Origin of the sequence: Alcaligenes sp. SDU_A2 (assembly GCF_038237375.1) — a bacterium.
In the GTDB taxonomy this organism is placed as follows: Bacteria; Pseudomonadota; Gammaproteobacteria; order Burkholderiales; family Burkholderiaceae_B; genus Alcaligenes.
This window is the reverse complement of sequence record NZ_CP151273.1, coordinates 1,264,628-1,290,611: the sequence shown is the minus strand read 5'-3', so window position 1 is coordinate 1,290,611 and position 25,984 is coordinate 1,264,628. Positions and strand designations below refer to the sequence as shown.

The following is a 25,984-nucleotide window of genomic DNA, read 5'->3' as shown; positions in this document are numbered from 1 at the left end:
CGCCTGTTCACCGGGAACAGGCACATGATTCTAAACGCTAAAAGCGCTTTTAGGCTAATTATCCAAGGCCTGGCGGATCTGCCCCAGCCACTGGCCGGCAGCCGCGACGGCCGCGGCATCCACATCCTTGGGGTCTTTGCCGGTATTGGCCTGGACTGCCTGCTCCATGGTTTCAATCAGCTTGGAGCCGATCACCACGGCATCCGCATTGCGGGCAATCGCCTTGGCGCTATCTGCGTCCCGAATGCCGAACCCCACGCCGACCGGAATGGTAACGTGCTGGCGGATGCGCTGCAGGTGATGCTCCACATCGGCAATATCGATCTGCCCGGAGCCGGTCACGCCCTTGAGCGAAACATAGTACACATAGCCTTGCGCCAATGCAGCCACCTTGGCGATACGCTCGTCCGTCGATGTGGGTGAAAGCAGAAAAATGGTGTCCACACCATGCTCGGTCAACAAGGCGGTGAACTGCTGCGATTCTTCGGGCGGGTAGTCCACCGTCAACACACCGTCCACTCCCGCCTGTCCGGCCAGGCGGGCAAATTCGGCCTGACCGATGTTCTCGATAGGATTGGCGTAGCCCATCAACACCACGGGAGTTTCGGAATCCAACTGCCGAAACTGATGCACGATATCCAACACCTTGCGCAATCCTACCCCACGGCTGATGGCCCGTTCGGCAGCACGCTGGATGACTGGACCGTCGGCGGTGGGGTCGGAAAACGGCACGCCCAGTTCGATGACATCCGCGCCGGCCTGACGCAAAGCATGCATCAGGGCTACCGTGGACGGCACGGACGGGTCCCCGGCCGTGACGTAGGGAATCAGGGCACAGCGCCCGTTCAAACGCTCAAACGCCGCTTTCAGGCGCACGTTACTCGACATAGTGAATTCCCGCTTAATTACAGAGTCAGGCCGCCGTATTCGGCAACCGTATGCATGTCTTTGTCGCCACGCCCGGACAAGCTGACCAGAATGATCTTGTCCTTGCCCAGCGTCGGTGCCATGCGGGCGGCGTGAGCCAGCGCATGGGCGGACTCCAGAGCCGGCAAGATGCCTTCGATGCGGCAACACTCGTGAAAAGCCTGCAGGGCCTCCTGGTCGGTGACTGTGGCATATTGAGCCCGGCCACAATCTTTAAGCCAGGCGTGCTCCGGACCCACACCCGGGTAATCCAGGCCTGCCGACACAGAATGCGTGGGCATGACATTGCCATTGTCGTCTTGCAGCACGTAGGTACGGTTACCGTGCAGCACCCCCACCTGACCTTTGTTCAGGGACGCGGAGTGTTCCAGCGTTTCCAGGCCGCGACCGGCCGCTTCCACCCCGACCAGCGCCACATCCTGATGCTCGATATAGGGATAGAAAATACCCATCGCATTGGAGCCGCCGCCTACCGACGCCACCACATAATCAGGCTGACGGCCGCAGGCCTGGGGCATTTGTTCCAGACATTCCTGACCGATGACAGCCTGGAAGTCCCGCACCATCATGGGATAAGGATGCGGACCGGCTACCGTGCCGATGATATAGAAGGTGTTTTCGATATTGGTGACCCAATCGCGCATGGCTTCGTTCAAGGCGTCCTTGAGAGTGCGCGAACCGGACTCCACCGGCACCACGGTCGCCCCCAACAGCTTCATGCGATAGACATTGGATGCCTGACGGCGCACGTCTTCACTGCCCATATAAACCACGCACTCCAGGCCATAACGAGCCGCCACCGTGGCCGTTGCCACGCCATGCTGGCCGGCCCCGGTCTCGGCAATGATGCGCGGCTTGCCCATGCGGCGTGCCAGCAGTATCTGACCGATGCAGTTGTTGATCTTGTGCGCGCCAGTGTGATTGAGGTCTTCGCGCTTGAACCAGATTTGAGCGCCACCCAGTTGCTCCGACCATCGACGGGCGTGGTACACGGGGCTGGGACGACCGACGAAGTGCTTGAGCTCGTAGTTGAACTCGTGCAGAAAGTCAGGATCGTTCCGATACCGTTCGTAGGCGGCCTTGAGCTCGTCCAGGGCGTGAACGAGAGTCTCGGCTACAAACGAACCACCAAACTGACCAAAATGTCCATCCGGGTCGGGCAAGGTATAGGTTTTCAAAGCTAGCTCTCTTGGTTGACAGGAGCATGACGAACGCAAGGCGCGTCAGGCTCGAATTTCTTGATTTTAGCAGTTCAGCACGAGTAACGGCGGGCGCTGACGCCCGGCAGCTCGTTCAAGGCCGTCAGCGCCTTCTGAATCTGCTCGCCATCGCGCACTTCGATCGTAAAAACCATCTGGGTCAGCGAACGGCGACTATGAGTGTTGATGCCGGTGACATTCAGGCGCAGGCGCGCAAACACTTCCGACAGATCGCGCAACAGATTAGGGTGCTCTTGCGCATCGATGGCCAGATCGACCGGGTACAAGGCATCGCCTGTCTTGCCCCAGTCCACATCGATCGCCCGCTCCGGCTGGCGCAAGGCCAGTTCGCGATACGACTTGCAGTCCGCACGGTGAATGGACACCCCCCGCCCCCGCGTCACAAAGCCCGAAATCAGATCAGGCGGGGCGGGACGGCAACAGCGCGCCAACTGGGTCATCAGTGAATCCACCCCCACGACCAGAACGCCGCTCTTGCCTGTTTTGGCCACGCTGTCGCTGGCCGAATCGAATACCCGGCGCACAGGCTCCTCGTCCGGAGTATCCGCACGAAACAGCGCATCTATGTGACGCAGGCTGAACTCGTCCTTAGCCACGGCCACATACAGATCGTCGGCACGGGCAAAATCCAGTTGCTGAGCCATCTGTTCCAGATTGACGGCCGTGCGCCCCAGACGCTGCAGCTCTTTCTCGACCATGGCCTGGCCCTGGGAGATACGCTGCTGCAATTCGATGGCATTGAACCAGGCCCGCACTTTGGAGCGCGAACGCGGACTGGCCAGAAAGCCCAGTTGGATATTGAGCCAGTCCCGGGACGGGCCGCCCGACTTGGCCGCCACGATCTCGACAGTCTGCCCGGTGCTCAGGCGCGTGGACAAAGGCACCATCTGCCCATCCACGCGCGCGCCCCGGCAGCGATGCCCCAGATCCGTATGCAAATAGTAGGCGAAGTCCACGGGGGTCGCGCCCACAGGCAACTCAATCACGCGGGCCTGGGGGGTCAGCACATAAATGTGCTCGTCATCCTGCGCTTTCAAGGGGCGCGGCACTGCCGCTGCCGGCAAAGCATCCGACCGCATCCCAGGTGTCTCTGACGGCGTCCCATTGGACGTGGTCGCTTCCCGATCCCAGGCCAGCAACTGGCGCATCCAGGCGATTTTGCGATCGTCCTCGCCATCGGCGGCGACCTGCCCGCCTTGCGGCCCTGCCTCTTTGTAGCGCCAATGCGCGGCCATCCCGAACTCGGCATGCTGGTGCATCTCGTGGGTACGGATCTGGATCTCGAAACTGCGCCCCTGCGCATCGGCCACCACCGTATGCAGGGAGCGGTAGCCATTGGGCTTGGGTCGGGAGATGTAATCGTCAAACTCGGCCGGCACCGGCGTCCAGAGCGAATGCACGACAGCCAGCGTGTTGTAGCAACTGCGCTCATCCTCGACAATGACGCGCAAGGCGCGCAAGTCATACAACTGAGCAAAGTCCAGGTGCTTGTTGCGCATCTTGTTCCAGATGCTGTAGATATGCTTGGGACGCCCCGATACCTGCGCAACAATGTGTTCGCGCTTTAATGCCGCCAGCAATTGGTCGCGCACTTGGGCAATCAGGGTTTCGCGCTCCACCCGCTTATCGTCGAGCTGACGGGCAATTTCTTTGTAAATATCCGGATTCTGAAAACGAAAGGCCAGGTCTTCCATTTCCCACTTGACCTGCCAGATGCCCAGACGATTGGCCAGCGGCGTATACAGCTCCAGGGTTTCGCGGGCAAAGGCCGTCGGGCATGGGGTCTTGGACTGGCGAAACCAGCGCAGCGACTGCAAGCGCGAGGCCAGCCGCATCAAGACGATGCGCAGATCGGCAGCCATCGCCAGCAACATCTTGCGCTTCATTTCTTTCTGGTCGCCGGCCCCCGGCTGTTCCTTGGCCTGACCTGTAATGGAACCCAGCCTGTACAGCGCGCGCGAACCGCGCACCAGCGTCATGACTTCGGCGCCGAACGCTTTCTGGATCGGGTCTTGTTTGACGTCGCGGCCCGGCGAAGGAATAACCGCCAGCAAGGCGCTGGCACGCGTCTGCGCATCGGCACCCAGACCAGCCAGAATAACGGCCACCTGAGCGCAATGCTGATCCAGCGGTTCGCCCGTGCTGCCGGGCAGATCCAGCAAGGCCGGAGCCGCCCACTGGGCGGCGCGCTGCAACAATTCCCGTCCCGGTTCATCCAGTCCGGTACCGGCCTGCGCCAGCCACTGCGGACTGAAAACCGGTTCAGCAAGAGAGGAGGATTCGGTGTGATTCATATCGTATACGTCGGTATGGCGACCATTGCTACGGCCGCTCTCTATACTACAAGTCGTAGTCTATCACCGCGAGTATGAGCTTATGAGCCTGTCCGAGCCCCGGGAACTATTGATTATTTGGCATTCGCGCACCGGCGCGGCCCGCCAACTGGCCGAACACGCCGGCCACGGAGCGCGCCACGTACTGGCACAACTGCAAGAACAACACCGCATCCAGGTCCGTGTACTGCCATGCGAACAAGTCAGCGACACCGATATGCGCCAGGCACAGGCCTACCTGTTCTGCGCTCCCGAAAACCTGGGCAGCCTGAGCGGTGCCATGAAAGAGTTTTTTGATCGGCTGTATTACGCCGTGCTGGAACAAATAAATGGCCGCCCGTATGCCGCCCTGATCAGTGCCGGCAGCGACGGGCACGGTGCCTTAGCACAGCTGGAGCGCATCTGCACCGGCTGGCGGCTGGAACCGGCCTGGCCCGGCCGGATCTTCAACTTCCAAGCACAGACACCTGCCGCGATTCTAAGACCCAAGCATCTGACGCCGGAGCAGGCCGAACAAGCAGAACAAGCCGGCGCGCACCTGGCCGCCCTGCTCTGCCTGTAGGCAAGACGCCAGGGGCCGAGAAACAGTCGATCAGGCAGGCGGCAACTGAAACACCTGGCGCAAGTACGCCAGATAGGCCGGATCATCGCACATGGTTTTTTCGGGCGCGTCCGACACCTTGGCTACGGGCTGACCATTGCACCGCACCATCTTCATGACGATCTGCAGCGGTTCGTGGCCCAGATCGTTGGTCAGATTGGTGCCTATGCCAAACGACACTTTGCAACGCCCTGCAAAGCGCAAAGCCAGTTCGATCGCCTTGGGGATAGTCAGCCCGTCCGAAAACACCAAAGTCTTGGTGCGCGGGTCGGTACGGTTGGCGGCATAGTGCGCCAGCAGGCGCTCGCCCCAAACAAAGGGATCGCCGGAATCGTGACGCGCCCCATCGAACAGCTTGCAGAAATACATATCGAAATCACGCAGGAACGCATCCATGCCGTACACATCGGACAAGGCAATGCCCAGGTCGCCCCGATATTCTTTTGCCCAGACCTCCAGCGCGAAAATCTGCGAATCGCGCAGACGCGGCCCCAGCGCCTGACATGCCTGAAGATACTCGTGCCCCATCGTGCCCAGAGGGGTCACACCATGCTTCATGGCCAGCCACACATTGCTGGTGCCGGCAAAATGCGGACGCATCTGCGCAATCATGGTGGTGACGACTTCTTCGTGCCACTGCTTGGAAAAGCGCCGGCGGGTGCCATAGTCGGCCACCCGGAAATCGGCCAGGGCAGGATCATCGACCACCAAGCGCATTTTGGACTGCAGGCGCTGACGCCCTTCGGCCCAGGCCGGGTTGGGACACTCGTTGCGAAAGTAGACTTCGTTAACGATGGCCAGCACCGGAATCTCGAACAAAATCGTGTGCAGCCACGGCCCTTTGACCAGTATCTCGATCTCGCCGGGCCGCTCGCCGGGCTCGACACTGATGCAACGCTCGGGCAAATGAAAAAGGCCAAGAAAATCGACAAAATCGCTCTTGATAAAACGTAGCGTGCGCAGATAATCCAGTTCCGCTTCGCTAAAGCGCAACTGGCACAGGTTGTGGATTTCGGCGCGGATCTGGTCCAGGTACTGGCTCAGATTAATATTGGGGGTGCGGCACTTGTAGCGGTATTCCACCTGTGCCGCCGGAAACTGATGCAGCACAACCTGCATCATGGAAAATTTGTACAGATCCGTGTCAAGAAGAGAAGTGATGATCATCGCGGGCATGCCAGGTTGGTTTGCGCAACCATAGCATGCCGGCCTGCTCCCGCGCACCCCAGGGCATGACGGATCGGCTTGCGTCATCTCAATAAGCAAGAACCCGAATATTCGTTAAAATCAGCAAATTGATTCCAGACTCTGTCCTCTTGAGCCCTGTCAGCCTGCGCCGCGCAGCCGCAGCACCGGCCAGGAACCGACAGCCCTACCGATCCCGCAGGAGCTTTACTGAAATGACCCACGTCGTCACCGAAAACTGTATCAAGTGCAAATTCACCGATTGCGTGGATGTGTGCCCGGTGGATTGTTTTCGTGAAGGCCCGAACTTTCTGGTGATCGATCCGGACGAATGCATAGACTGCGCCGTCTGTATTCCTGAATGCCCGGCCAACGCCATTTTCGCCGAAGAGGACGTCCCCCAGGACCAGGTCCCGTTCATCGAGCTGAACGCCGAGCTCTCGCCGGTGTTCTCCAGCATCAACCGTTCTAAAAAACCCTTAGACGACGCCGACGACTGGAACGGTGTTGAAAACAAACTACAGTATCTGGAGCGCTGACTCCCCCACCCCAAGCAGCCGCCCCACTTCGCCTTCAAGCGCTTGCGCCGGTCGCCGGACTTTTGATAAAAGACACATTGCTGCAATGCAGCAAGGGGAAAATCCCAAGTCAAATCCGGCGACAAAAGCCGTATTGTTACAAGCAAGAAATAAGCTTATACATTTTTTTGTATAAAACCCGGCAACACCAAGGCGCACCACTATGCTTTACGATTTGCATGAACTCCAGCGGTCCTTTCTAGCGCCACTGGCCGCTTTCTCGGGCACCAGCTCGCAACTGTTCTCACACCCGTACAGTCCATTGGCCTATACGCCGGTCTCCCGGCAGTTGGCCGCTGCCTACGAACTTGTGCACCGCCTGGGCAAAGATTACGAAAAACCCGCCTGGGGTCTGGATCAGACCGAGGTTCAGGGACAGACCGTTGCCGTTACCGAACGCGTGCAGATCGCCAAGCCTTTCTGCAATCTGATTCACTTCAGCCGCGACCTGCCAGCCCCGACCCGTGACCCCAAGATTTTGCTGGTGGCCCCACTATCGGGCCACCACGCCACTTTGCTGCGCGAAACCGTGCGCGCCTTGCTGCCCGACCACGAAGTCTATGTGACCGACTGGGTGGATGCGCGCATGGTGGCCCGCAACGCCGGTCCCTTTCACCTGGATGACTATGTCATGTACATCCAGGAGTTCATCCGCGCCCTGGGCCCAAATGTGCATGTCATGTCGGTCTGCCAGCCTACGGTGCCGGTGTTGGCCGCTGTATCGCTCATGGCCAGCCATCGCGACCCCAAGATGCCGCGCAGCCTGATCATGATGGGTGGCCCCATCGATACACGGCAATCGCCCACCCAGGTCAATCGCCTGGCCACCACCAAGCCCTACGCCTGGTTCGAGAACAATCTGATCCATCGCGTGCCGTCCAAATACCCAGGCGCAGGCCGCCGCGTGTATCCGGGCTTTCTGCAACATGCCGGTTTCATCGCCATGAACCCCGACCGGCACATGCATTCGCACTACGACTTCTACCAGCACCTGATCAAGGGCGATGACGACGATGCCGAAGCGCACCGCCGCTTCTACGACGAATACAACGCGGTTCTGGACATGCCGGCCGAGTTCTACCTGGATACCATACGCATCGTGTTCCAGGAACAACGCCTGCCCAAGGGGCAGTGGCATGTGCGCGGCGAACAAGTCCGCCCCCAGGACATTCAGGGCGTGGCCCTGTTCACCATCGAAGGCGAACTGGACGACATCTCGGGCCTGGGCCAGACCCATGCGGCCCAGGATCTGTGCAGCCACATCGCCCCCGATCTTAAACAACGCTTCACGGCACCGGACTGCGGTCATTACGGGATTTTTTCGGGACGTCGCTGGCGCACGCTGATCTGTCCTAAAATCAAAGACTTCATCCGCCAGCACGCCTGACCCCTTCTGCCGTACATCCGCACGGGGCCGGTCGGCCCCGTTTTTGTTTTCATGTCCGATACTCTGATACGGCGCATCGACGCCCTGTTACCCCAGACTCAATGCACGCGTTGCGGCTACGAGGCCTGCCTGCCCTATGCCCAGGCCATTGCCCTGGATAACGAGGCCATCAATCGCTGCCCGCCGGGCGGCGAACAAGGCGTGCGCGCCCTGGCCCAGCTACTGGAGCGCGCCCCCATGCCCCTGGACCCCGAATGTGGCGAATTCACCGGTCCCAGTCGCGCTGTCATCATCGAGGAACACTGCATAGGCTGTACGCTGTGCATACAAGCCTGTCCTGTCGATGCCATCGTCGGAGCCAACAAGCTGATGCACACCGTCCTGGCCGATACATGCACCGGCTGCGAACTGTGCCTGCCCCCGTGCCCGGTGGACTGCATCACGATGGTGCCGACCGACGACTGGACAGTCGCGCAAGCCGACCAGGCCAGACGGGACACCGAACAGCGCCGCTTGCGGCTGCAGGCACGCCACGCCGAAGACTCGGATCTGGCGGCCCGCACCCTGGCGAACAAGCCCATGCTGGCTGGCGACGCCGATCAGGCCGACAAGCGCCAGGCCTCGATTGCCGCCGCCCTGGCCCGCGCCCGCGCGCGCCGTGTCGGCCCGAACACGCAGGACAAGGAAACCGCTTCATGAACGCTGCCAAGCGCCACGAAATCTTCAGCCGTTTCCAGGCGGCCAACCCCAAGCCCACCACCGAGCTGGAATACGACAGCACCTTTCAGCTGCTGATTGCCGTCATTTTGTCCGCACAGGCCACCGACAAATCGGTCAATCTGGCCACGCGTCGCTTTTTCCCGGAACATGGCACGCCCACAGGCATATTAGCCATGGGCGAAGAAGGGCTGCGCGAGGCCATCAAGACCATAGGCCTGTACAAGACCAAGGCCGCCAACGTCATCAAAACCTGTCAGATGCTGCTGGAACTGCACCAGGGACAGGTGCCCTGTGACCGGGCCGCGCTGGAGGCCCTGCCCGGTGTCGGCCGCAAGACCGCCAATGTGGTGCTAAATACCGCCTTTGGCCTTCCCACGATTGCTGTGGACACGCATATTTTCCGCGTCTCGAACCGTACCGGCATCGCTCCAGGGAAAAACGTGGTGGAGGTGGAAAAAAAGCTAGAACGCGTCATTCCGAAGGAGTTCCTGCTGGACGCCCACCACTGGCTGATCCTGCACGGTCGCTACATCTGCGTGGCCCGCAGCCCGAAATGCCCACAATGCGGCATTGCCGATCTGTGCGACTTCAAACCCAAGACCGTCAGCAAATAAGCCGCGCTGTCGACACTGCCCCGCCCACCGGAGTTTCCCTATCCTATGAGAAACCCGCATGGCATTCCCCTATGTGCGCTTTCATACTGAAACCCGACGAACAATCCGCACAAGGGCTGGCAGGCGATGACAGAATATATTCTGCGCACAGAAAACCTGGTGAAGGAATTCCTGGGTTTCGTGGCTGTCGACAAGGTCAATTTGCAGGTCAAAAAAGGGCATATCCATGCCTTGATCGGACCGAACGGAGCAGGCAAGACCACCTGCTTTAATCTGCTCACCAAATTCATCACGCCCACTTCCGGACGGATTTTTTTCAAAGACACGGAAATTACCCGTGAACGCCCGGCGCAGATCGCGCGGCGCGGCATCATACGATCCTTTCAGATTTCGGCGGTCTTTCCGCAACTGACGGTACTGGAGAATGTACGCATCGGCCTGCAGCGCAGAACCGGTACCTCTTTCCAGTTCTGGCGCAGCGAACATTGCCTGGACACCTTGAATGAACGCGCCCTGGAATTGCTGCACCAGGTAGATCTGAGTGATTTCGCCCAGGACCTGACCGTCCATCTCCCTTACGGACGCAAGCGCGCACTGGAAATCGCCACTACCTTGGCGATGGAGCCCGAGCTGATGCTGCTGGACGAGCCCACCCAAGGCATGGGACACGAAGATGTAGAACGCATTACCGAGCTGATCCGCAAGGTCAGCATAGGGCGCAGCATCCTGATGGTCGAACACAATATGAACGTCGTGTCTTCGATCGCCGACTGCATCACCGTCCTGGCCCGTGGAGCCGTGCTGGCCGAAGGTCCCTACGAGAGCGTATCCCGCGACCCGGCCGTCATGCAGGCCTATATGGGTACCGCCGAAACCCAATTGCAAGGAGCGCATCCATGAGCAAGACCGCCCTGGAAATCACGGACCTGCATGCCTGGTACGGAGAGTCCCACATCCTGCATGGCGTCAACCTGAGCGTGGCGCAAGGCGAAGTCGTCACCTTGCTGGGACGCAACGGCGCTGGTCGCACCAGCACGCTACGGGCCATTCTGGGCCTGACCGACACGCGCCGCGGCTCCATACGCATCCAGGGAGCCGAATCCATCCATCTGCCTACCTATCGGGTCGCGCATCTGGGTGTGGGCTACTGCCCCGAAGAACGCGGTATTTTCGCCGGCTTGAGCTGTGAAGAAAACCTGCTGCTACCGCCTGCTATCGGCACCACGCCGGGCGGAGGCATGTCCCTGGCCGAAATCTACGATATGTTCCCGAATCTGGAAGAGCGCCGCCACTCGCCCGGCACGCGCCTGTCCGGCGGAGAACAGCAGATGCTGGCGGTCGCGCGCATTCTGCGCACCGGTGCGAATTTACTCTTGCTGGACGAAATATCCGAAGGCCTGGCTCCAGTCATTGTGCAGGCGCTGGCCCGCATGATTGCCACCCTGAAATCCAAAGGCTACACCATCGTCATGGTGGAGCAGAACTTTCGCTTCGCCGCTCCCCTGGCCGACCATTTCTATGTCATGGAACACGGCCAGGTCGTGGAAAGCTTTGCCGCCCACGAATTGGCCGACAAGCACGACACGCTCAATACGCTGCTGGGGGTCTGATCCCCCCAATACGCCTGCCCAGCCGGCACGCCCATTATTACAACGAGGAGACAGCCCATGAAGCTTGCAACGCTCAGCGCCGCCCTGACGACGGCCGGACTACTACTGGCGCAACCCGCTGTTGCCGCCATTTCCAATGATGTGATCCGCATCGGATTCATCACCGATATGTCGGGGGTCTACTCCGACATCGACGGCAAGGCGGGGGGCGATGCCATCCGCATGGCCATTGCCGATGCAGGCGGAGAGATCAACGGCAAAAAGATCGAGCTGCTGGTCGCCGACCACCAGAACAAGGCGGACATCGCCTCTGCACGGGCACGCGAATGGTTCGACAGCCAGAATCTGGATGTGCTGATCGGCGGCACCAACTCGGCGACCTCATTGGCCATGGCCGCCGTGGCGGCAGAAAAGAAAAAACCTTTTATCGCAGTGGGGGCCGGCTCGTCCAACCTGACCAACTCCCAATGCACGCCCTACACCGTTCACTATGCCTACGACACGATCGCCCTGGCACGCGGCACAGGCACGGCGGTGGTCAAGGATGGCGGCAAAAGCTGGTACTTCCTGACGGCCGACTACGCCTTTGGACACTCGCTGGAGCGCGACACGGCGGAAGTGGTCAAGAAGGCTGGCGGCGAGGTCAAGGGACAGGTGCGCGTGCCCTTGGGAGCCTCGGATTTTTCGTCCTTCCTGCTGCAGGCACAGTCCTCGGGGGCCAAGATCCTGGGCCTGGCCAATGCGGGCGGCGACTTCATCAATTCGGTCAAGGCGGCCAACGAATTCGGCATTACCGGCACCATGCATCTGGCCGGTCTGCTGGTGTTCATCAACGATGTGCATGCCCTGGGCCTGGAGGCCACCCAGAGCCTGTATCTGACCACCGCGTGGTACTGGGACCAGAGCGATGCTTCGCGGCAGTGGGCGCAACGCTTTTTCAAGGAACAGAACCGCATGCCGTCCTTTCTGCAGGCCGGCGACTACTCCAGCGCGGCTTTCTATCTGAAGGGCGTCAAGGAAACCGGCTCGGATGATGCCGACACGCTCATGAAATGGATGAAATCCACGCCCATCAAAGACATGTTCACCGATCACGGCGTGGTGCGAGAGGACGGGCGCATGGTGCACGACATGTACCTGATGCAAGTCAAAAAACCAGGAGAATCCACCAAACCTTGGGACTACTACAAACTGGTCGAGACCCTGCCGGGCGACAAGGTCTACGCCTCGCTGCAAGAATCCACTTGCGCATTGGTAAAAAAATAGAAACCCGCGGTGCGGCCGGCCCCCTGGCCGGCCGCGCCATGCCTGATGACTGACTATCTGCACGGGTCGCGCACACTATGACGGATTTTTTTGGCATTCCTTTGCAGGCTCTGCTGGGCCAGCTACTGCTGGGCCTGGTGAACGGTTCTTTCTATGCCGTGCTGTCCCTGGGGCTGGCTATTATTTTCGGCCTGCTCAACATCATCAATTTCGCCCACGGCGCGCTGTATATGCTGGGCGCGTTCCTGGCCTGGATGGGGCTGCAATACCTGGGCCTGAACTACTGGACCATGCTGCTGCTCGCTCCGCTGGGCGTCGCCTTGTTCGGCATTGTTCTGGAGCGTCTGTTCCTGCGCCATCTATACCGCCTGGATCATCTGTACGGCCTGCTGTTGACCTTTGGCCTGACCTTGCTGCTTGAAGGCGTTTTCCGCAGCATCTACGGCGTCTCCGGCCAGCCCTACCCCACGCCCGCCGCCCTGCAAGGCGGCTACAACCTGGGCTTTATGTTTCTGCCCATCTACCGAGCCTGGGTCGTGGTCGCCTCCATCATCGTCTGTCTGGCGACCTGGTTCATCATCGAAAAGACGCGCCTGGGCGCTCTGCTGCGGGCAGCCACCGAAAACCCAAAGCTGGTTGAAGCCTTCGGCGTCAATGTGCCACTGATGATAACCCTGACCTATGCCTTCGGCGTGGGCCTGGCCGGTTTTGCCGGCGTGCTGGCCACGCCTATCTTGCAAGTATCGCCATTGATGGGCAGCAACCTGATCATTGTGGTCTTTGCCGTGGTGGTCATCGGCGGCATGGGCTCCATCCTGGGCTCCATACTGACCGGATTGGGTCTGGGCGTGATCGAAGGCTTTACCAAAGTGTTCTGGCCCGAGGCCTCGAACACGGTTGTCTTTATCATCATGGTCATTGTCCTGCTGCTGCGTCCGGCGGGCCTGTTCGGGAAAGTCAAATGAAACGAGAAATCCCAGTCTTCATCGCACTGCTCCTGATCGTGGCGCTGCTGCCGGCCCTGGGGGCCTACCCGATCTTCATCATGAAGGTCATGTGCTATGCCTTGTTTGCCTGTGCCTTCAACTTGCTACTGGGCTACACCGGCCTGCTGTCCTTCGGGCATGCCGCCTTTCTGGGCGCAGCCGCCTATGCCACCGGTCAATCGCTGGCCGTCTGGGGCTGGCCTACCCTGGCCGGGCTGTTGTTCGGCACGGCCAGCGCGGCCGCATTGGGTCTGGTCATGGGCGCGCTGTCCATCCGGCGCAGTGGCATCTACTTTGCCATGATCACCCTGGCGCTGGCGCAGATGCTGTTCTTCTTTTTCCTGCAAGCTCCCTTTACAGGCGGCGAAGACGGCCTGCAAGGGATTCCGCGCGGCAGCATCCTGGGGCTGGACCTGTCCGATGACCTGAATCTGTATTATCTGGTGCTGGCTATCTTTACCTTCGGCTTTCTGCTGATCTGGCGCTGTGTACATTCGCCCTTCGGTCAGGTTCTGAAAGCCATACGCGAAAACGAACCACGCGCCATTTCTCTGGGCTACGACGTGGACCGCTTCAAGCTGCTGGCGTTTGTGCTGTCGGCGGCGCTGTCGGGGCTGGCGGGGGCCACCAAGTCGCTGGTCTTTGTCTCGGCCACCCTGACCGACGCCACCTGGCAAATGTCCGGTCTGGTCATCCTGATGACCTTGATCGGCGGACTGGGCACGCTGGCCGGCCCCGTGGTCGGGGCCATTATCGTCGTGCTGCTGGAAAACAAAGTCGGTGAATGGGGAGCCATGCTGGCCCAATGGACGGGCTGGAACGGTTTTCGCACGCTGGGCGAATCGGTCACCATCGTCATCGGCCTGATTTTCATTGTGTGCGTCATGGCGTTTCGTCGCGGCATCGTGGGCGAACTGGCCTTCAGGCTGCGACGCCACGACGCGTAAAAGCGACAAACCCCGCGCCCGGCGCGGGCTTATCCTGATCTTCATTTGATCTGGAACAAGGGCGGATGGCCCACTATTTCAAGATGTTGCTCTGGGTCAAATCAGACACCAGAACACTGATGCATTCTGTAAGTCCAAACCAATACTTACGGAGTCCTCATGAAAACCCGCCACCTGCTTCCAGTCCTGTCTCTGTGCGCCATCGGCGCGGCCGCCACACTGTACTCGCCGGCCGGCCTGGCCCACGAAGCGGGCGACTTCCTGGTCAAAGGCGGCGTCACCCTGGTCCAGCCCAAATCCAACAACGGCACGGTGGCCAACGGCACCGTCAAACTGGATGTCGGCAACAACGTGCGCCCCAGCTTTTCGCTGACCTATATGGCTACGCGCAACATCGGTGTGGAACTGCTCGGTGCCTTCCCCTTCAAGCACAACATCGACAGCAACCTGGGCCGCATCGGTAGCACCAAGCACCTGCCCCCTACCCTTAGCCTGCAATACCACTTCCTGCCCGACAGTGACTTCCAGCCCTATGTGGGCGTGGGTCTGAACTACACCATGTTCTTCGACACCCAATCGCAAGGTGCGCTGGAAGGCGCAGACCTGAAGTTAAAGAACAGCTGGGGCTTTGCCGCCCAGGTCGGCGTGGACTACAAGCTGGACAAGAACTGGTTCCTGAACGCCGATGTGCGCTACATCAGCATCCGTCCGGACGTGCAACTGAACGGCCAGTCCATCGGCAAGGCCAAACTGGACCCCGTGGTCGCCACCATAGGCGTGGGCTACCGCTTCTAAGCGACGTAACCAAAAAAACGGGCCGCCCTGTGCAGGGCGGCCCGTTTAAGATGGCAAAGTCGGCTTTCCTTAAGCCGTTTCTGCTTCGCGCTTGCCGTGACCCAGGCCCAGGTAGCTTTCGATCACGCGGGGATTGTCGGCCAGCTCTCGAGCCGGACCTTCCAGCACCACGTCTCCGGTTTCCAGCACATAGCCATAATCGGCTACCTGCAAGGCAGCGCGCGCATTCTGCTCGACCAACAAAATCGCCACGCCCGTGCTGCGCAAGCGGGCAATAATCATGAAGATCTCGCGCACGATACGCGGCGCAAGCCCCAGGCTGGGCTCATCCAACATCAGCACCTTGGGCTGGGCCATCAAGGCGCGCCCCACGGCCAGCATCTGACGCTCGCCGCCGGACAGCGTACCGGCCAATTGGCTGCGACGCTCTTTCAGACGCGGAAACAAGGTGTAGACATGGTCCAAGGTATCGCGCCAGCCAGCCTGACGGGCCCGGTACAGACGAAAGCCGCCCAGCAGCAGATTATCTTCCACCGTCATGCTGCCGAACAGTTCGCGGCGTTCGGGCACCAGCGAAATACCACCGGCCACGCGCCGCTCCACTTCCCAGTGACCAATCTCTTGGCCCTGGTACTGCACCGATCCGGTGCTGCGACCCACGCTGGGCAAGGCCCCCATCATGGCATTGAGCAAAGTGGACTTGCCCGCGCCATTGGCCCCGATTACGGTAACAATGCTGCCGGCCCGCACGTCCAGGCTTGCGCCCATCACGGCGCTGACCTTGCCATACTGGGCAGCCAGATTGGTGACTTTCAGGATCACATCCTGCTGTGTTGCCTGACTCATGCGGATGCTCCTGCCTGTGCGGGTGTTGCGGGTTCGTCCAGTTCCAGATCGTCATCGATGCCGCCCAGATAGGCTTCCAGCACAGCGGGATTTTGCTGGATATCCTTGGGCAGGCCTTCGGCCAGCTTGGTGCCAAAGTCCATGACCACCAGTTTGTCCGTCAAATTCATGACGAAGTCCATATCGTGCTCGACCAGCAAAATGCTCATGCCTTCGCTGCGCAACTGATCCAGCACCTTGGCCAGTTCCTGCTTTTCCTTGTAACGCAGACCGGCAGCCGGTTCGTCCAGCAAGAGCAGCACAGGGTCCGACGCCAGGGCGCGGGCAATTTCAAGAATGCGCTGCTGGCCCAAAGCCAGATTGCCGGCTTGTTCATACAGATAATCGCCCAGGCCCACGCGCTGCAGCTGGACTGCCGCTTCATGCAGCAGCTCGGCTTCGCTGCGCCGTTCGGCATGCAGCACCGCCGGCACCACGCCCACCTTGCGGCGCAAGTGCGCTCCCAAGGCGACGTTTTCAAGCACGGTCATGGTCGGCAGCAATTGCACGTGCTGAAAGGTGCGGCCCACCCCCAGACGGGAAATTTCCCGTGCGGGCAACTTGTCGATGCGTTGTCCCAAAAAGCTGACCTGACCGCTGGTGGCCGACAGCACGCCGGTAATCAGGTTAAAGGTCGTGCTTTTGCCCGCGCCGTTAGGGCCGATCAGACCCATGATCTGACCCGCATTCAGGGTAAAGCTGATGTCATTGACAGCAACCAAACCACCAAATTCCTTACGGATCTTGTCCACCTGCAATACCAACGAACCGGACTGCGGGCGAGTCCGCTGCGGCAAGGCCGCTGCCTGTGGTGGCGCAGCCTGCTGACGGGTCTGCACGCCGAACACGCGCTCCCAGCCCTTTTGCAAAATAGGCCACAGTCCGTCACGGGCATATTGCAGGATCAGGACCATCAAGATACCGAATACAATCAGCTCGAAGTTGATGTCCGTGCTCAACAGCTTGGGCAACCAGTTCTGCAACTGATCTTTCAAGGTCAGCACCAAGGCCGAACCCAGAACCGCGCCCCAGACGCTGCCTGCGCCGCCCAGCACAGCCATGAACAGGTATTCAATACCGTAGTTCAGGCCGAAAGGGCTGGGGCTGACGGCGCGCTGGTAGTGGGCGTACAGCCAACCCGACAGGCAGGCCAATAAGGCGGCATACACAAAGATGATGACCTTGTAGGCCGCCATGTTCACGCCAAAAGATTCGGCCATGCCGCTGCCGTGTTTGAGTGCGCGGATGGCACGGCCCGGACGCGAGTTCAGCAAATTGCGCGTGCCCCACATGGCCAGCAACGCCACGACCCAGATCAGGTAATAGATATCGCGACCCGAGGCCAGGGACAGCCCGAAGAACTCCAGGGGCGAAATACCCGAGATACCGTCATACTGCCCCAAGAACTGCAGGTTGCCGAACAGGTAAAACAGCGCCAGGCCCCAGGCCAGGGTACACAGCGGCAAGAAGTGCCCCGACAGACGCAGCGTGATGGCACCCAGCACATAGGACACCAGCAAGGTCAGACCCAGACCGATCAACAGATTCAACCAGGGCGACCAGCCCAGTCGTACCGTCAGATAGGCCGTGGTATAGGCCCCCAGGCCCACGAACGCCGCCTGGCCGAAGGAGGTCAAGCCCCCTACCCCGGTCAGCAAGACCAACCCCAGCACGACCAGACTGGTCAGGCCGATGTAGTTAAGCTGGGTAATCCAGAACTCGGGCGTCGCGCCCAACTGAGGCAGTACAAACAGTACCGCAATAAATAAAATCGTCAGCAAGCGTTTCATGCGATTACTCCTCGTCGTCCACGTGCTTGCTACCGAAGGAGCGCCACAACAAAACCGGAATGACCATGGTAAATACAATGACCTCTTTATAGGCGCTAGCCCAGAAGGACGAGAAAGCCTCCAACACGCCGATGAACAGCGCGCCCAGCAAGGCGACCGGATAGCTGACCAGTCCGCCGAAGATAGCGGCGACAAAGCCCTTCAGGCCGATCAGAAAACCGGTGTCGTAATAAATGGTGGTGACAGGCGCAATCAACATGCCCGAGAAAGCGCCAATGGCGGCCGCCAGGGTAAAGGTCAGCGAGCCGGACATATTCGTGCTGATGCCCACCAGACGGGCACCGCGGCGGTTGACAGCCGTCGCCCGCAAAGCACGGCCATACAGCGTCTTGCCGAAAAAGGCCCACAGCGCCAGAATCAAGGCCACGCAAGCCCCCATCACAAAGAAGGTCTGCGCCGACCAGCTGACGGCTCCCAAGGACACTTCGCCCTGCATAAAGGGCGGCGTGCGCCAGCCTTCTGGGCCAAAGAACACCAGACCCAGGCCGGTCAAGGCAAAGTGCACGGCCACCGAGGTAATCAGCAGCACCAGCACGCTGGCTTCGGCAATGGGCTGGTACGCCAGGCGGTAGACCATAGGCCCCAAGGGAATGACCACGGCCAGCGAAAACAGCACATCCATCCACAAGGGCAGATTGGCCGCCACGATGTACGGCGCGGCAAAAAACACCGCGACCGGGATCAGAATATTGACCAGGAACTTGCGGGGCAACCCGCTCATGCTACGGCTGCGCAGCGCCGAGAGCAGTTCCAGGAAAAAGACCAGCGCACCGGCGATCAACAGCAAGATGACCGTGCCGGGCATGCGGCCGTTCACGACAAATGCTAAGGTCAGCGCACCGAAGGTGACAAACTCGCCTTGCGGAATGAAGATGACGCGGGTGACGAGAAAAACCAGGACCAACGCGAGTCCGAGCAGGGCATAGATGGCACCGTTCAATATGCCATCCTGCAATAAAATCAAAGCTATGGTGGTATCCATGTCGGACAACATCCTGTACAACAAAAATGGGCAAGGGGCTCACTGTAACGCAAACCAGTCAAAAGGATGAGTCGGGCATGCGCCCGACCCTCCCCGGAAAAAACCGGCTGGGGAGCCGGTTTTCGCCTGTCGGTAATTACAGATCAGGCTGATAGGTCCACTTGCCGTCCACCACCTTGACGATGACGCGGGCACGCGTATCCAGACCGGCATGGTCCTTGTCGGACATGGTGAACACGCCTTGGGAGGCCGGCAAATCCTTGATCTGCTCGATGGAATCGCGCAAGGCGGCGCGGAATTCCGGCGTGCCAGGCTTGGCACCGGTCTTGAGCGCGCCAGGAATGGCTTCGGCCACCAACAGGCCGGCATCCCACATATGGCCGCCGAAGGTATTGATGGACCCTTCGCCGAACTTGGCCTCGTACTTGTTCTTGTACTCGATGGCCGTCTTTTTGACCGGATTGCTGTCGGGCAGTTGTTCAGCCACCAGCAATGGGCCAGCCGGCAAGATCATGTCGTTGCAATCCTTGCCGCACACGCGCAACACATCGCTGTTGGCCGCACCGTGCGTCTGGTAGATGATGCCGGCGTAACCACGACCTTTCAGTTCGCGCTGCGGCAGGGCCACAGGCGTGCCGGAACCGGCGATCAGCACGGCATCGGGCTTGGCACCCAGCAGCTTCAGGGTCTGACCGGTCACGCTGGTGTCGTTGCGGCCATAGCGCTCGGAAGCCACCACATTGATACCTTTGGCCTTGGCAGCTTCGGTAATGACATTCAGCCAGCCGTCGCCATAAGCATCGTTATAGCCGATAAAACCCAGGGTCTTGACGTTCTGCTTGACCATCGCGTCGGCCAGCGCACCGGCCATCAACTGGTCGTTCTGAGGGGTCTTGAACACCCAGGTACGCGCGCCTTCTACAGGCTCGACAATCTTGGCGTTGGCCGCCACGCTGATCATGGGCGTCTTGGTCTCGCCGGCCACATCCACCATGGCCAAGGAACCTGGCGTGACAGACGTACCGATCACCACGTCCACTTTATCGTCGGTGATCAGTTTGCGCATATTGCGCACGGCAACCGTCGTATCCGTCGTATCATCCAAAACGATGTATTCGATTTTCTGACCGCCGATCTCGGTAGGCAGCAGGCTTACCGTATTGCGCTCGGGAATGCCCAGCGAGGCTGCCGGTCCGGTAGCGGCAATGGTCACGCCCACTTTCACCTGAGCGGATACCGCCAGCGGTACGGACAGCGCCAAGGCAGTCGCCAGCGTAGTCAGGCGCACGGTTGGAAAGCAATTCATTCTTATCTCCCAGATTTGTTCATTGTTGTTGGCCGTTTGGGCGGCCGAAAAATCGTAATACAGATAATCACCAGCAGATACCGGAACCGTATCAAGTCGCGCGGAATCAAGGTATTGGTGTTTACCTTAAATATTAAAAATTTTAATACTGCACTAATACGCCACCATCATTTCGGACCAGACCGCGACGCCTACCTCGCAGGGGCGGACAGGCCCTCGCGCAGCAGGACGGAACCTGAGGACGAAAATACGCTCTAATTCTCGTTTACTATGTGATATTGCGCCTGCCCGGCAGGCATCCCCGACTTTGAAAAGGCAGCACTTGTGGACAAAGTACGAAAAACCGAAGCCGAATGGCGCGCCCTGCTCAGCCCGGAAGAATTCTTCGTTACCCGGCAAAAAGGCACCGAACGCGCCTTTACGGGCCGCTATTGGGACACCACCACGCCGGGCATTTACCGCTGCGTGGGCTGCGGCACCGCCCTGTTCGCCTCGGACACCAAATTTGATGCCGGCTGCGGCTGGCCCAGCTACTTCGAACCGCTGGACCCTTCCAAAGTGCGCGAAGAGGCCGATCTTAGCCACGGCATGACACGCACCGAAGTGCTCTGCAATGTATGCGACGCTCACCTGGGACACGTCTTTCCCGACGGCCCGCCGCCCACCGGGCTGCGCTACTGCATCAACTCCCTGTCGTTGACCTTCGAACCGCAAGCATGAAAAAACTCCTGTTCGACCTGTTTCCGCTCGTCCTGTTTTTCCTGGTCTTTCGCTTCTCCGACATTTACATGGCCACGGGCGTGGCCATGCTGGCCTCGGTGCTGCAAATCGTCTGGCTCAAGCTGACCAACAAGCTGATCGAAACCTCGCACTGGATCAACCTGGCCGTTATCGTGGTGTTCGGCGGTGCCACCCTGATCTTTCACAACGATGTCTTCATCCGTTGGAAACCCACCGTCCTGTACTGGATATTTGCCGCCATCTTGCTGGGCGCGCGCTACATCATGCGCCGCAACCTGATGCAAAAGCTCATGGGCGGCCAACTCGTGCTGCCCGAAGGCGTCTGGGACAAACTGAACCTGGCCTGGTCGCTGTTTTTTGTCGCTGCCGGCATACTCAATCTGTACGTGGCTTTCTCGGGCCAGTTCACCGAATCCCAATGGGTTAATTTTAAAGCCTTCGGGCTACTGGGCCTGATGCTGGTCTTTGTCATCGCACAGTCGCTGTGGCTGGGCCGTTACCTGCAAGACCCATCCGACAAGTCCAACCCTCCCAAATCCTAATCATTACCATGACCGACTCTCTCGAACTGCAACTGCGCGAACGCCTTCAGGCGCTGGAGCCCACGCAGTTGGACATCATCAACGAATCCCATCTGCACGCCGGCCACGCTGGCGCGCAAGGCGGGGCCAGCCACTTTCGGGTGCTGATTACCTCGAAACAATTTGATGGAATTTCAACCCTTGCCAGGCACAGACTTGTGTATGATCGCGTCCACGACCTGATGCCTTTCCCGATTCACGCATTGGCTATCCAAGCCAAAACTACTGCTTAAGGATGCACATGAAACGTTTTGCCGCTCTCGCCCTGACCTGCGCCCTGGCCGCCCCTGTCTACGCCCAGACGGTCGCCACGGTCAATGGCAAAGCCATTAGCCAAAAAGACATGGACCAGTTCGTCGCCCTGCTGGTCGAGCAAGGAGCCAAGGACTCGCCGGAGCTGCGCGAGCAAGTCAAACAGGAAATGGTCAACCGCATGGCCGTCGTGCAGGCCGCCGAAAAAGCCGGCCTGGACAAAAAAGCCGATGTCCAGCAGGAAATCGAATTGGCCCGCCAGGGCATTTTGGTGCGCGCCCTGATGGCCGACTACCTGAAGAAAAACCCCGTTTCCGACGCCGACCTGACCAAGGAATACAACACCATCAAGGGCATGGAAGAAGGCAAGCAGGAATACAAGGTGCGCCACATCCTGGTCAAGGATGAACAAGCCGCCAAAGACCTGCTGGCCCAGATCAAATCCAAGAAGGTCAACTTTGCGGATGCGGCCAAGAAAAACTCCATCGACACCGGCAGCGGCCAGCAAGGCGGCGACCTGGGCTGGGCTCCCAGCTCGACCTACGTGCCCGAATTTGCCCAAGCGGTTGAAAAGCTGAAGAAAGGCGAATTGGCCGCCGCGCCCGTGCAATCCCAGTTCGGCTGGCATATCATCCAGGTCGATGACGCCCGCCCTGTGACCTTCCCCGCCCTGAACGACGTCAAACCCCAGCTGGAAGAAATGCTGCGTCAGCGCAAGCTGGCCGAGTACCAGCAGAAAATCCTGAAAGACGCCAACATCAAGTAAAGCTTCCAGGTCCGGCTTGAACACCGGACCGCAAAGGCAAGGCCGAACCGGCGCTCCTCATCGGAGTGCCGGTTTTTTTTGTGTTCGCTCATCGTTGGAGCGGCCTTGCCTGTCAATGAATGGCACCCTGGCAGGGTATGAATAAGGCGCAAATTGAACCGCCGCTCTAAGGGGGAAACCTCCCGCCCAGGCGGAGACCTTGCCGGTGTGGGACTCGAGCACCTTCGAGCGGCGGCTCTGCTCGCATCTCGCTCACCTGCTACAAATTCGCCCAGAACGTACCTTTTTCTAAAGCCTATAGAGCAGCGCAGGCGTACTGCGTACCAAACCATTGCTAAGCCAACATCGCCAGGAACTGCTCTTCGTCCAATATGGCTACGCCCAGCTCCTGAGCCTTGGTCAGTTTGGAACCTGCCTCCGCCCCTGCCAGCACAAAGGCCGTCTTTTTGGAGACCGAGCCACTGACCTTGCCGCCCGCCTCCAGCACGCGGCGCGTGGCCTCGTCCCGGCTCATGCTGGGCAAGGTGCCCGTAATGACGAAGGTCTTGCCCGCAAACGGTAAAGCGGCACTGTCGGCCCGACGCTGGGCCTGCTCAGGCGTAACATCGGCATTCAGCAACTGAACCAAGGCCTCTTGATTGTGCGGCTCCTGAAAGAAATGGCGCACCGAGGCGGCCACGACCGGCCCCACATCATGCACCGCCAGCAAAGCCTGCTCATCGGCCTCTTGCAAGGCCTGCAAAGAACCAAAGTGCTGTGCCAGATCGCGGGCCGTCGTTTCACCCACATGACGTATGCCCAAGGCATAGACCAGACGATTCAAGGGCGGCCGACGCACTTTGTTGATGGCCTGGATCAAATTCTCCGCCGACTTCTGGCCCATGCGATCCAACAACAGCAGATGATGCACTTCCAGCTTAAAGACATCCGCCAAGGTTTTCACCAGGCCGGTGTCCACCAGTTGATCCACCAGCTTCTCGCCCAGCCCCTCGATATCCAAGGCTTTGCGGCTGGCCGCATGGATCAGGGTTTGCTTGCGCTGGGCGGGGCAAATCAGGCCGCCTGTGCAGCGCCAGGCCGCTTCGCCCTCCAGACGCTCCAGAGCAGATCCACACGCCGGACAGGCACTGGCCATGGCAAAAGGCAAACTATTCTCGGGCCGCCGCTCCAAGACGACAGCCACCACTTCAGGGATGACGTCACCGGCCCGCCGCACCACGACCATATCGCCTTCGCGCACATCCTTGCGGCGCACTTCGTCCTCGTTGTGCAGCGTCGCGTTGGTGACCGTCACCCCGCCGACAAAAATCGGTTTCAAGCGTGCCACCGGCGTTACCACGCCGGTGCGTCCGACCTGAAACTCGATGCGTTCCACGCAGGTTATCTCTTCCTGGGCCGGAAACTTGTGCGCGACTGCAAAACGCGGGGCACGAGCCACATAACCCAATACGCGCTGTGCAGCCAAAGCATTGACCTTGTAGACCACGCCATCAATTTCAAAGGGCAAGGTGCCGCGTCCTTCCTGGGTACGGGCGTAAAAATCGAGCAGCCCCTGCGCCCCCTGCACAACACGCCGGTCATGGCTGACGGGCAGGCCCAGGCTTTCCAGCCAGTCCATCATGCCTGCCTGCGTATCGTATGGCAGGACACCATCAAGCGGCTCGTCGAACAAACCGCCCTGGCCGCTCTGCGGCATGCCGCTGATCTGTCCCCAGCCATAGGCAAAAAAGCGCAGCGGTCGCTGCGCGGTAATCCGTGGGTCCAACTGACGCAGACTCCCTGCCGCCGCATTGCGCGGATTGACAAACACCTTTTCACCACGACGCGCCTGCGTCTCGTTCAAGCGCTCGAAATCGGCCCGGTTCATGAGCACTTCGCCACGCACCTCCAAAACAGCCGGCAAAGCGGCCGGATCGCCACGCAGACGCAGCGGTACGGACTTGATGGTGCGTATATTACTGGTCACGTCCTCGCCCGTCGTCCCATCGCCGCGCGTAGCCGCCTGCACCAACAGGCCTTGCTCGTAACGCAGGCTGATAGCCAAACCATCGAACTTATATTCGGCCACATAGTCCACGCGCCGGTCCAGACCGGCAAGGCCAGCTTCCACCAAGGTGTCGCCCACGCGCTTGTCAAAAGCCTGGACGTCGTCGTCGGCAAAGGCATTGCCCAGCGAGAGCATGGGCACAGCGTGCTGTACCGACGCAAAACCATCCAACGGGGCCGCGCCGACCCGCTGGGTCGGTGAATCGGGACTGATCCATTCAGGGTGCTCGGCTTCCAGGGCCAGCAGCTCATTCATTAACGCGTCATACTGCGCGTCCGATATGGTGGGGGCGTCCTGAACGTAATAGGCCCAGTTGTGCTGGGCCAGTTCCTGATGCAGTTGCTGTACTCGTTTCAATGTCACGAAAAAATCCTGCCGGTCCGCTCCTGGCCGGCCGGAAAACCCGCTTCGTCCAGGCGACGGTACAAATTGCTTAATTGTTCATCGATATTTTGGTCTGTGCTCTCGGGCAAGGGCCGCCCCTGATCGTCCAGCACCGCCCCATCCAGGCGGCTAGCCAGATCGCGGGCCACCGTCGCCATGCGGCTGAACGCGTGATCATCGGCAGGACTATTGGGCAAGTCCAGCAGCAGGTCAATGCGCTCGATGCTAGCCGACTGGATATCGGTCGGGTTGGTGCCATCGAACATGGCGGTAAAGCGTGGCTGCCCAGAATCGGCCAGCCAGGCCAGTTGCCGGCCATACGGCAAAAAACCCGCATCCTTGGCCAATTGGATGACCTTGGCAGCCGGCAAAGGACCAGGCAGACGAACGGAAATGCCCACCAGCGCGTCCAGATCGGCGCAGGCGTTATCCAAGGCGGCAGCATGGCGCAGCACATCGTTCTGTTCCGGCCCTTCGACCGAGGCATCGAACTGCTGCGCCAAAGACTGGGCGGCCGTCCACAACTGAGACCATTCGATGGCGGACAAGGGGCCGCTACGATTGGCCAGCAACACAGCCAACTGCATGCTGGCATACGATTCGCCAGCACGCAGGCGCGCCCTGTGCCCGCCCCCCTCGCACTCGGCAAAGTAACGCACCGGCTTGCTACCGACCCGCTGTATGCCTTGCAGGGCCTGGGCCAGGTCCTGGGCCTGCACAGGGTTGCTGAAACTGATATCGATGACGGCCTCGGTCGTGCAGTCGACCTCGGCGGCATCGTGTTCGGCATCGGCAGCCGCGGCTTCGCCGCGCCCCATGCTCGGTTCGCGCCGCTGCGCATCGGACAGCTGACTCATCAGCGGGTCCGTATCGCCGTCCGGGAATTGGCTCTGCATCTGCTGGCGTATGCGGCGATCCTGCCACCAATTGAACACCACCACGAGCAAAATGAGCAAAATGCCCAATAAAATCAGTGCGATTTGCAAATCACTCATTGTCAGTTCCGTCGAATCAACACTAC

At 59.9% G+C, this 25,984-nt stretch carries 25 protein-coding genes; 15 read left to right on the top strand and 10 right to left on the bottom strand.

Annotation, left to right across the window (positions count from 1 at the left end; genetic code table 11):
• Positions 1–54: 54 nt before the first annotated feature.
• From trpA to AADW57_RS06025, 3 genes are all read right to left on the bottom strand, one after another.
• Entirely contained in the window at positions 55–888 is an 834-nt protein-coding gene (trpA, locus tag AADW57_RS06035) for a tryptophan synthase subunit alpha (RefSeq protein WP_341669147.1), read from the bottom strand.
• Positions 889–905: 17 nt separating this feature from the next.
• Positions 906–2,105 (bottom strand): tryptophan synthase subunit beta, encoded by a 1,200-nt coding sequence (gene trpB, locus AADW57_RS06030; RefSeq protein WP_341669146.1) that lies wholly within the window; start codon positions 2,103–2,105, stop codon positions 906–908.
• A gap of 74 nt (positions 2,106–2,179) precedes the next feature.
• Positions 2,180–4,441: a RelA/SpoT family protein gene (locus tag AADW57_RS06025; RefSeq protein ID WP_341669145.1), complete on the bottom strand. Its 2,262-nt coding sequence runs from the start codon at positions 4,439–4,441 to the stop codon at positions 2,180–2,182.
• A gap of 82 nt (positions 4,442–4,523) precedes the next feature.
• Between AADW57_RS06025 and AADW57_RS06020 the strand changes: the two genes are divergently transcribed.
• Positions 4,524–5,042, top strand: a complete 519-nt coding sequence (locus AADW57_RS06020) for a flavodoxin family protein (protein WP_341669144.1) — start codon at positions 4,524–4,526, stop codon at positions 5,040–5,042.
• A 30-nt stretch (positions 5,043–5,072) separates the two neighbouring features.
• Here the strand turns inward: AADW57_RS06020 and pncB are convergent, their stop codons facing one another.
• Complete coding sequence (pncB, locus tag AADW57_RS06015; protein WP_341669143.1) at positions 5,073–6,248, bottom strand: nicotinate phosphoribosyltransferase; 1,176 nt, start codon at positions 6,246–6,248, stop codon at positions 5,073–5,075.
• 233 nt (positions 6,249–6,481) lie between these two features.
• On the opposite strand from pncB, the gene fdxA reads away from it, so the two are divergent.
• The 10 genes from fdxA to AADW57_RS05965 all read left to right on the top strand — a co-directional run bounded on the left by fdxA (position 6,482) and on the right by AADW57_RS05965 (position 15,169).
• Positions 6,482–6,805, top strand: a complete 324-nt coding sequence (fdxA, locus tag AADW57_RS06010) for a ferredoxin FdxA (protein WP_341669142.1) — start codon at positions 6,482–6,484, stop codon at positions 6,803–6,805.
• A 202-nt stretch (positions 6,806–7,007) separates the two neighbouring features.
• The gene (locus AADW57_RS06005) at positions 7,008–8,231 is read left to right on the top strand and encodes a polyhydroxyalkanoate depolymerase (RefSeq protein ID WP_341669141.1); all 1,224 of its coding nucleotides are present in this window, start codon (positions 7,008–7,010) and stop codon (positions 8,229–8,231) included.
• Positions 8,232–8,282: 51 nt separating this feature from the next.
• Positions 8,283–8,930 (top strand): RnfABCDGE type electron transport complex subunit B, encoded by a 648-nt coding sequence (locus AADW57_RS06000; RefSeq protein ID WP_341669140.1) that lies wholly within the window; start codon positions 8,283–8,285, stop codon positions 8,928–8,930.
• The gene (gene nth, locus AADW57_RS05995; protein ID WP_341669139.1) at positions 8,927–9,565 is read left to right on the top strand and encodes an endonuclease III; all 639 of its coding nucleotides are present in this window, start codon (positions 8,927–8,929) and stop codon (positions 9,563–9,565) included. Before AADW57_RS06000 ends, nth begins: the two co-directional genes overlap by 4 nt.
• A 126-nt stretch (positions 9,566–9,691) precedes the next feature.
• Complete coding sequence (locus tag AADW57_RS05990) at positions 9,692–10,465, top strand: ABC transporter ATP-binding protein (RefSeq protein WP_341669138.1); 774 nt, start codon at positions 9,692–9,694, stop codon at positions 10,463–10,465.
• A complete protein-coding gene (locus AADW57_RS05985) occupies positions 10,462–11,175 on the top strand; it encodes an ABC transporter ATP-binding protein (protein ID WP_341669137.1) in 714 nt (237 codons plus the stop codon). The genes AADW57_RS05990 and AADW57_RS05985 overlap by 4 nt, the downstream gene beginning before the upstream one ends.
• A gap of 57 nt (positions 11,176–11,232) precedes the next feature.
• Positions 11,233–12,441 (top strand): ABC transporter substrate-binding protein, encoded by a 1,209-nt coding sequence (locus AADW57_RS05980; protein WP_341669136.1) that lies wholly within the window; start codon positions 11,233–11,235, stop codon positions 12,439–12,441.
• 77 nt (positions 12,442–12,518) lie between these two features.
• Positions 12,519–13,406 (top strand): branched-chain amino acid ABC transporter permease, encoded by an 888-nt coding sequence (locus AADW57_RS05975; protein ID WP_341669135.1) that lies wholly within the window; start codon positions 12,519–12,521, stop codon positions 13,404–13,406.
• Positions 13,403–14,374 (top strand): branched-chain amino acid ABC transporter permease, encoded by a 972-nt coding sequence (locus AADW57_RS05970; RefSeq protein ID WP_341669134.1) that lies wholly within the window; start codon positions 13,403–13,405, stop codon positions 14,372–14,374. Before AADW57_RS05975 ends, AADW57_RS05970 begins: the two co-directional genes overlap by 4 nt.
• A gap of 159 nt (positions 14,375–14,533) precedes the next feature.
• Positions 14,534–15,169: an OmpW/AlkL family protein gene (locus tag AADW57_RS05965; protein WP_341669133.1), complete on the top strand. Its 636-nt coding sequence runs from the start codon at positions 14,534–14,536 to the stop codon at positions 15,167–15,169.
• Between the two features lie 69 nt (positions 15,170–15,238).
• Here AADW57_RS05965 and AADW57_RS05960 read toward each other — a convergent pair whose 3' ends face one another.
• The 4 genes from AADW57_RS05960 to AADW57_RS05945 all read right to left on the bottom strand — a co-directional run bounded on the left by AADW57_RS05960 (position 15,239) and on the right by AADW57_RS05945 (position 20,192).
• On the bottom strand, positions 15,239–16,015 hold the full coding sequence (locus AADW57_RS05960; RefSeq protein WP_341669132.1) for an ABC transporter ATP-binding protein: 777 nt from the start codon (positions 16,013–16,015) through the stop codon (positions 15,239–15,241).
• Positions 16,012–17,844 (bottom strand): branched-chain amino acid ABC transporter ATP-binding protein/permease, encoded by a 1,833-nt coding sequence (locus AADW57_RS05955; protein ID WP_341669131.1) that lies wholly within the window; start codon positions 17,842–17,844, stop codon positions 16,012–16,014. Before AADW57_RS05955 ends, AADW57_RS05960 begins: the two co-directional genes overlap by 4 nt.
• Before the next feature lie 4 nt (positions 17,845–17,848).
• Complete coding sequence (locus tag AADW57_RS05950) at positions 17,849–18,886, bottom strand: branched-chain amino acid ABC transporter permease (protein ID WP_341669130.1); 1,038 nt, start codon at positions 18,884–18,886, stop codon at positions 17,849–17,851.
• Between the two features lie 136 nt (positions 18,887–19,022).
• Complete coding sequence (locus AADW57_RS05945; protein WP_341669129.1) at positions 19,023–20,192, bottom strand: ABC transporter substrate-binding protein; 1,170 nt, start codon at positions 20,190–20,192, stop codon at positions 19,023–19,025.
• Between the two features lie 324 nt (positions 20,193–20,516).
• Here AADW57_RS05945 and msrB point away from each other — a divergent pair, with 324 nt between their 5' ends.
• Genes msrB through AADW57_RS05925 form a run of 4 tightly spaced genes read left to right on the top strand, consistent with a single transcriptional unit; the run spans position 20,517 to position 22,532 of the window.
• On the top strand, positions 20,517–20,912 hold the full coding sequence (gene msrB, locus AADW57_RS05940) for a peptide-methionine (R)-S-oxide reductase MsrB (RefSeq protein WP_341669128.1): 396 nt from the start codon (positions 20,517–20,519) through the stop codon (positions 20,910–20,912).
• The gene (locus tag AADW57_RS05935; protein ID WP_341669127.1) at positions 20,909–21,475 is read left to right on the top strand and encodes a septation protein A; all 567 of its coding nucleotides are present in this window, start codon (positions 20,909–20,911) and stop codon (positions 21,473–21,475) included. Before msrB ends, AADW57_RS05935 begins: the two co-directional genes overlap by 4 nt.
• Before the next feature lie 8 nt (positions 21,476–21,483).
• Positions 21,484–21,747: a BolA family protein gene (locus tag AADW57_RS05930; RefSeq protein ID WP_341669126.1), complete on the top strand. Its 264-nt coding sequence runs from the start codon at positions 21,484–21,486 to the stop codon at positions 21,745–21,747.
• Positions 21,748–21,755: 8 nt separating this feature from the next.
• Positions 21,756–22,532 (top strand): peptidylprolyl isomerase, encoded by a 777-nt coding sequence (locus AADW57_RS05925; RefSeq protein WP_341669125.1) that lies wholly within the window; start codon positions 21,756–21,758, stop codon positions 22,530–22,532.
• A 334-nt stretch (positions 22,533–22,866) separates the two neighbouring features.
• Here AADW57_RS05925 and ligA read toward each other — a convergent pair whose 3' ends face one another.
• Together ligA and AADW57_RS05915 are read right to left on the bottom strand one after the other, a co-directional pair.
• Entirely contained in the window at positions 22,867–24,942 is a 2,076-nt protein-coding gene (gene ligA / locus AADW57_RS05920; protein WP_341669124.1) for an NAD-dependent DNA ligase LigA, read from the bottom strand.
• Positions 24,939–25,958 carry a cell division protein ZipA C-terminal FtsZ-binding domain-containing protein gene (locus AADW57_RS05915; RefSeq protein ID WP_341669123.1) on the bottom strand — a complete coding sequence of 340 codons (1,020 nt, stop codon included), beginning with the start codon at positions 25,956–25,958 and terminating at the stop codon, positions 24,939–24,941. Before AADW57_RS05915 ends, ligA begins: the two co-directional genes overlap by 4 nt.
• Between the last annotated feature and the right edge of the window lie 26 nt (positions 25,959–25,984).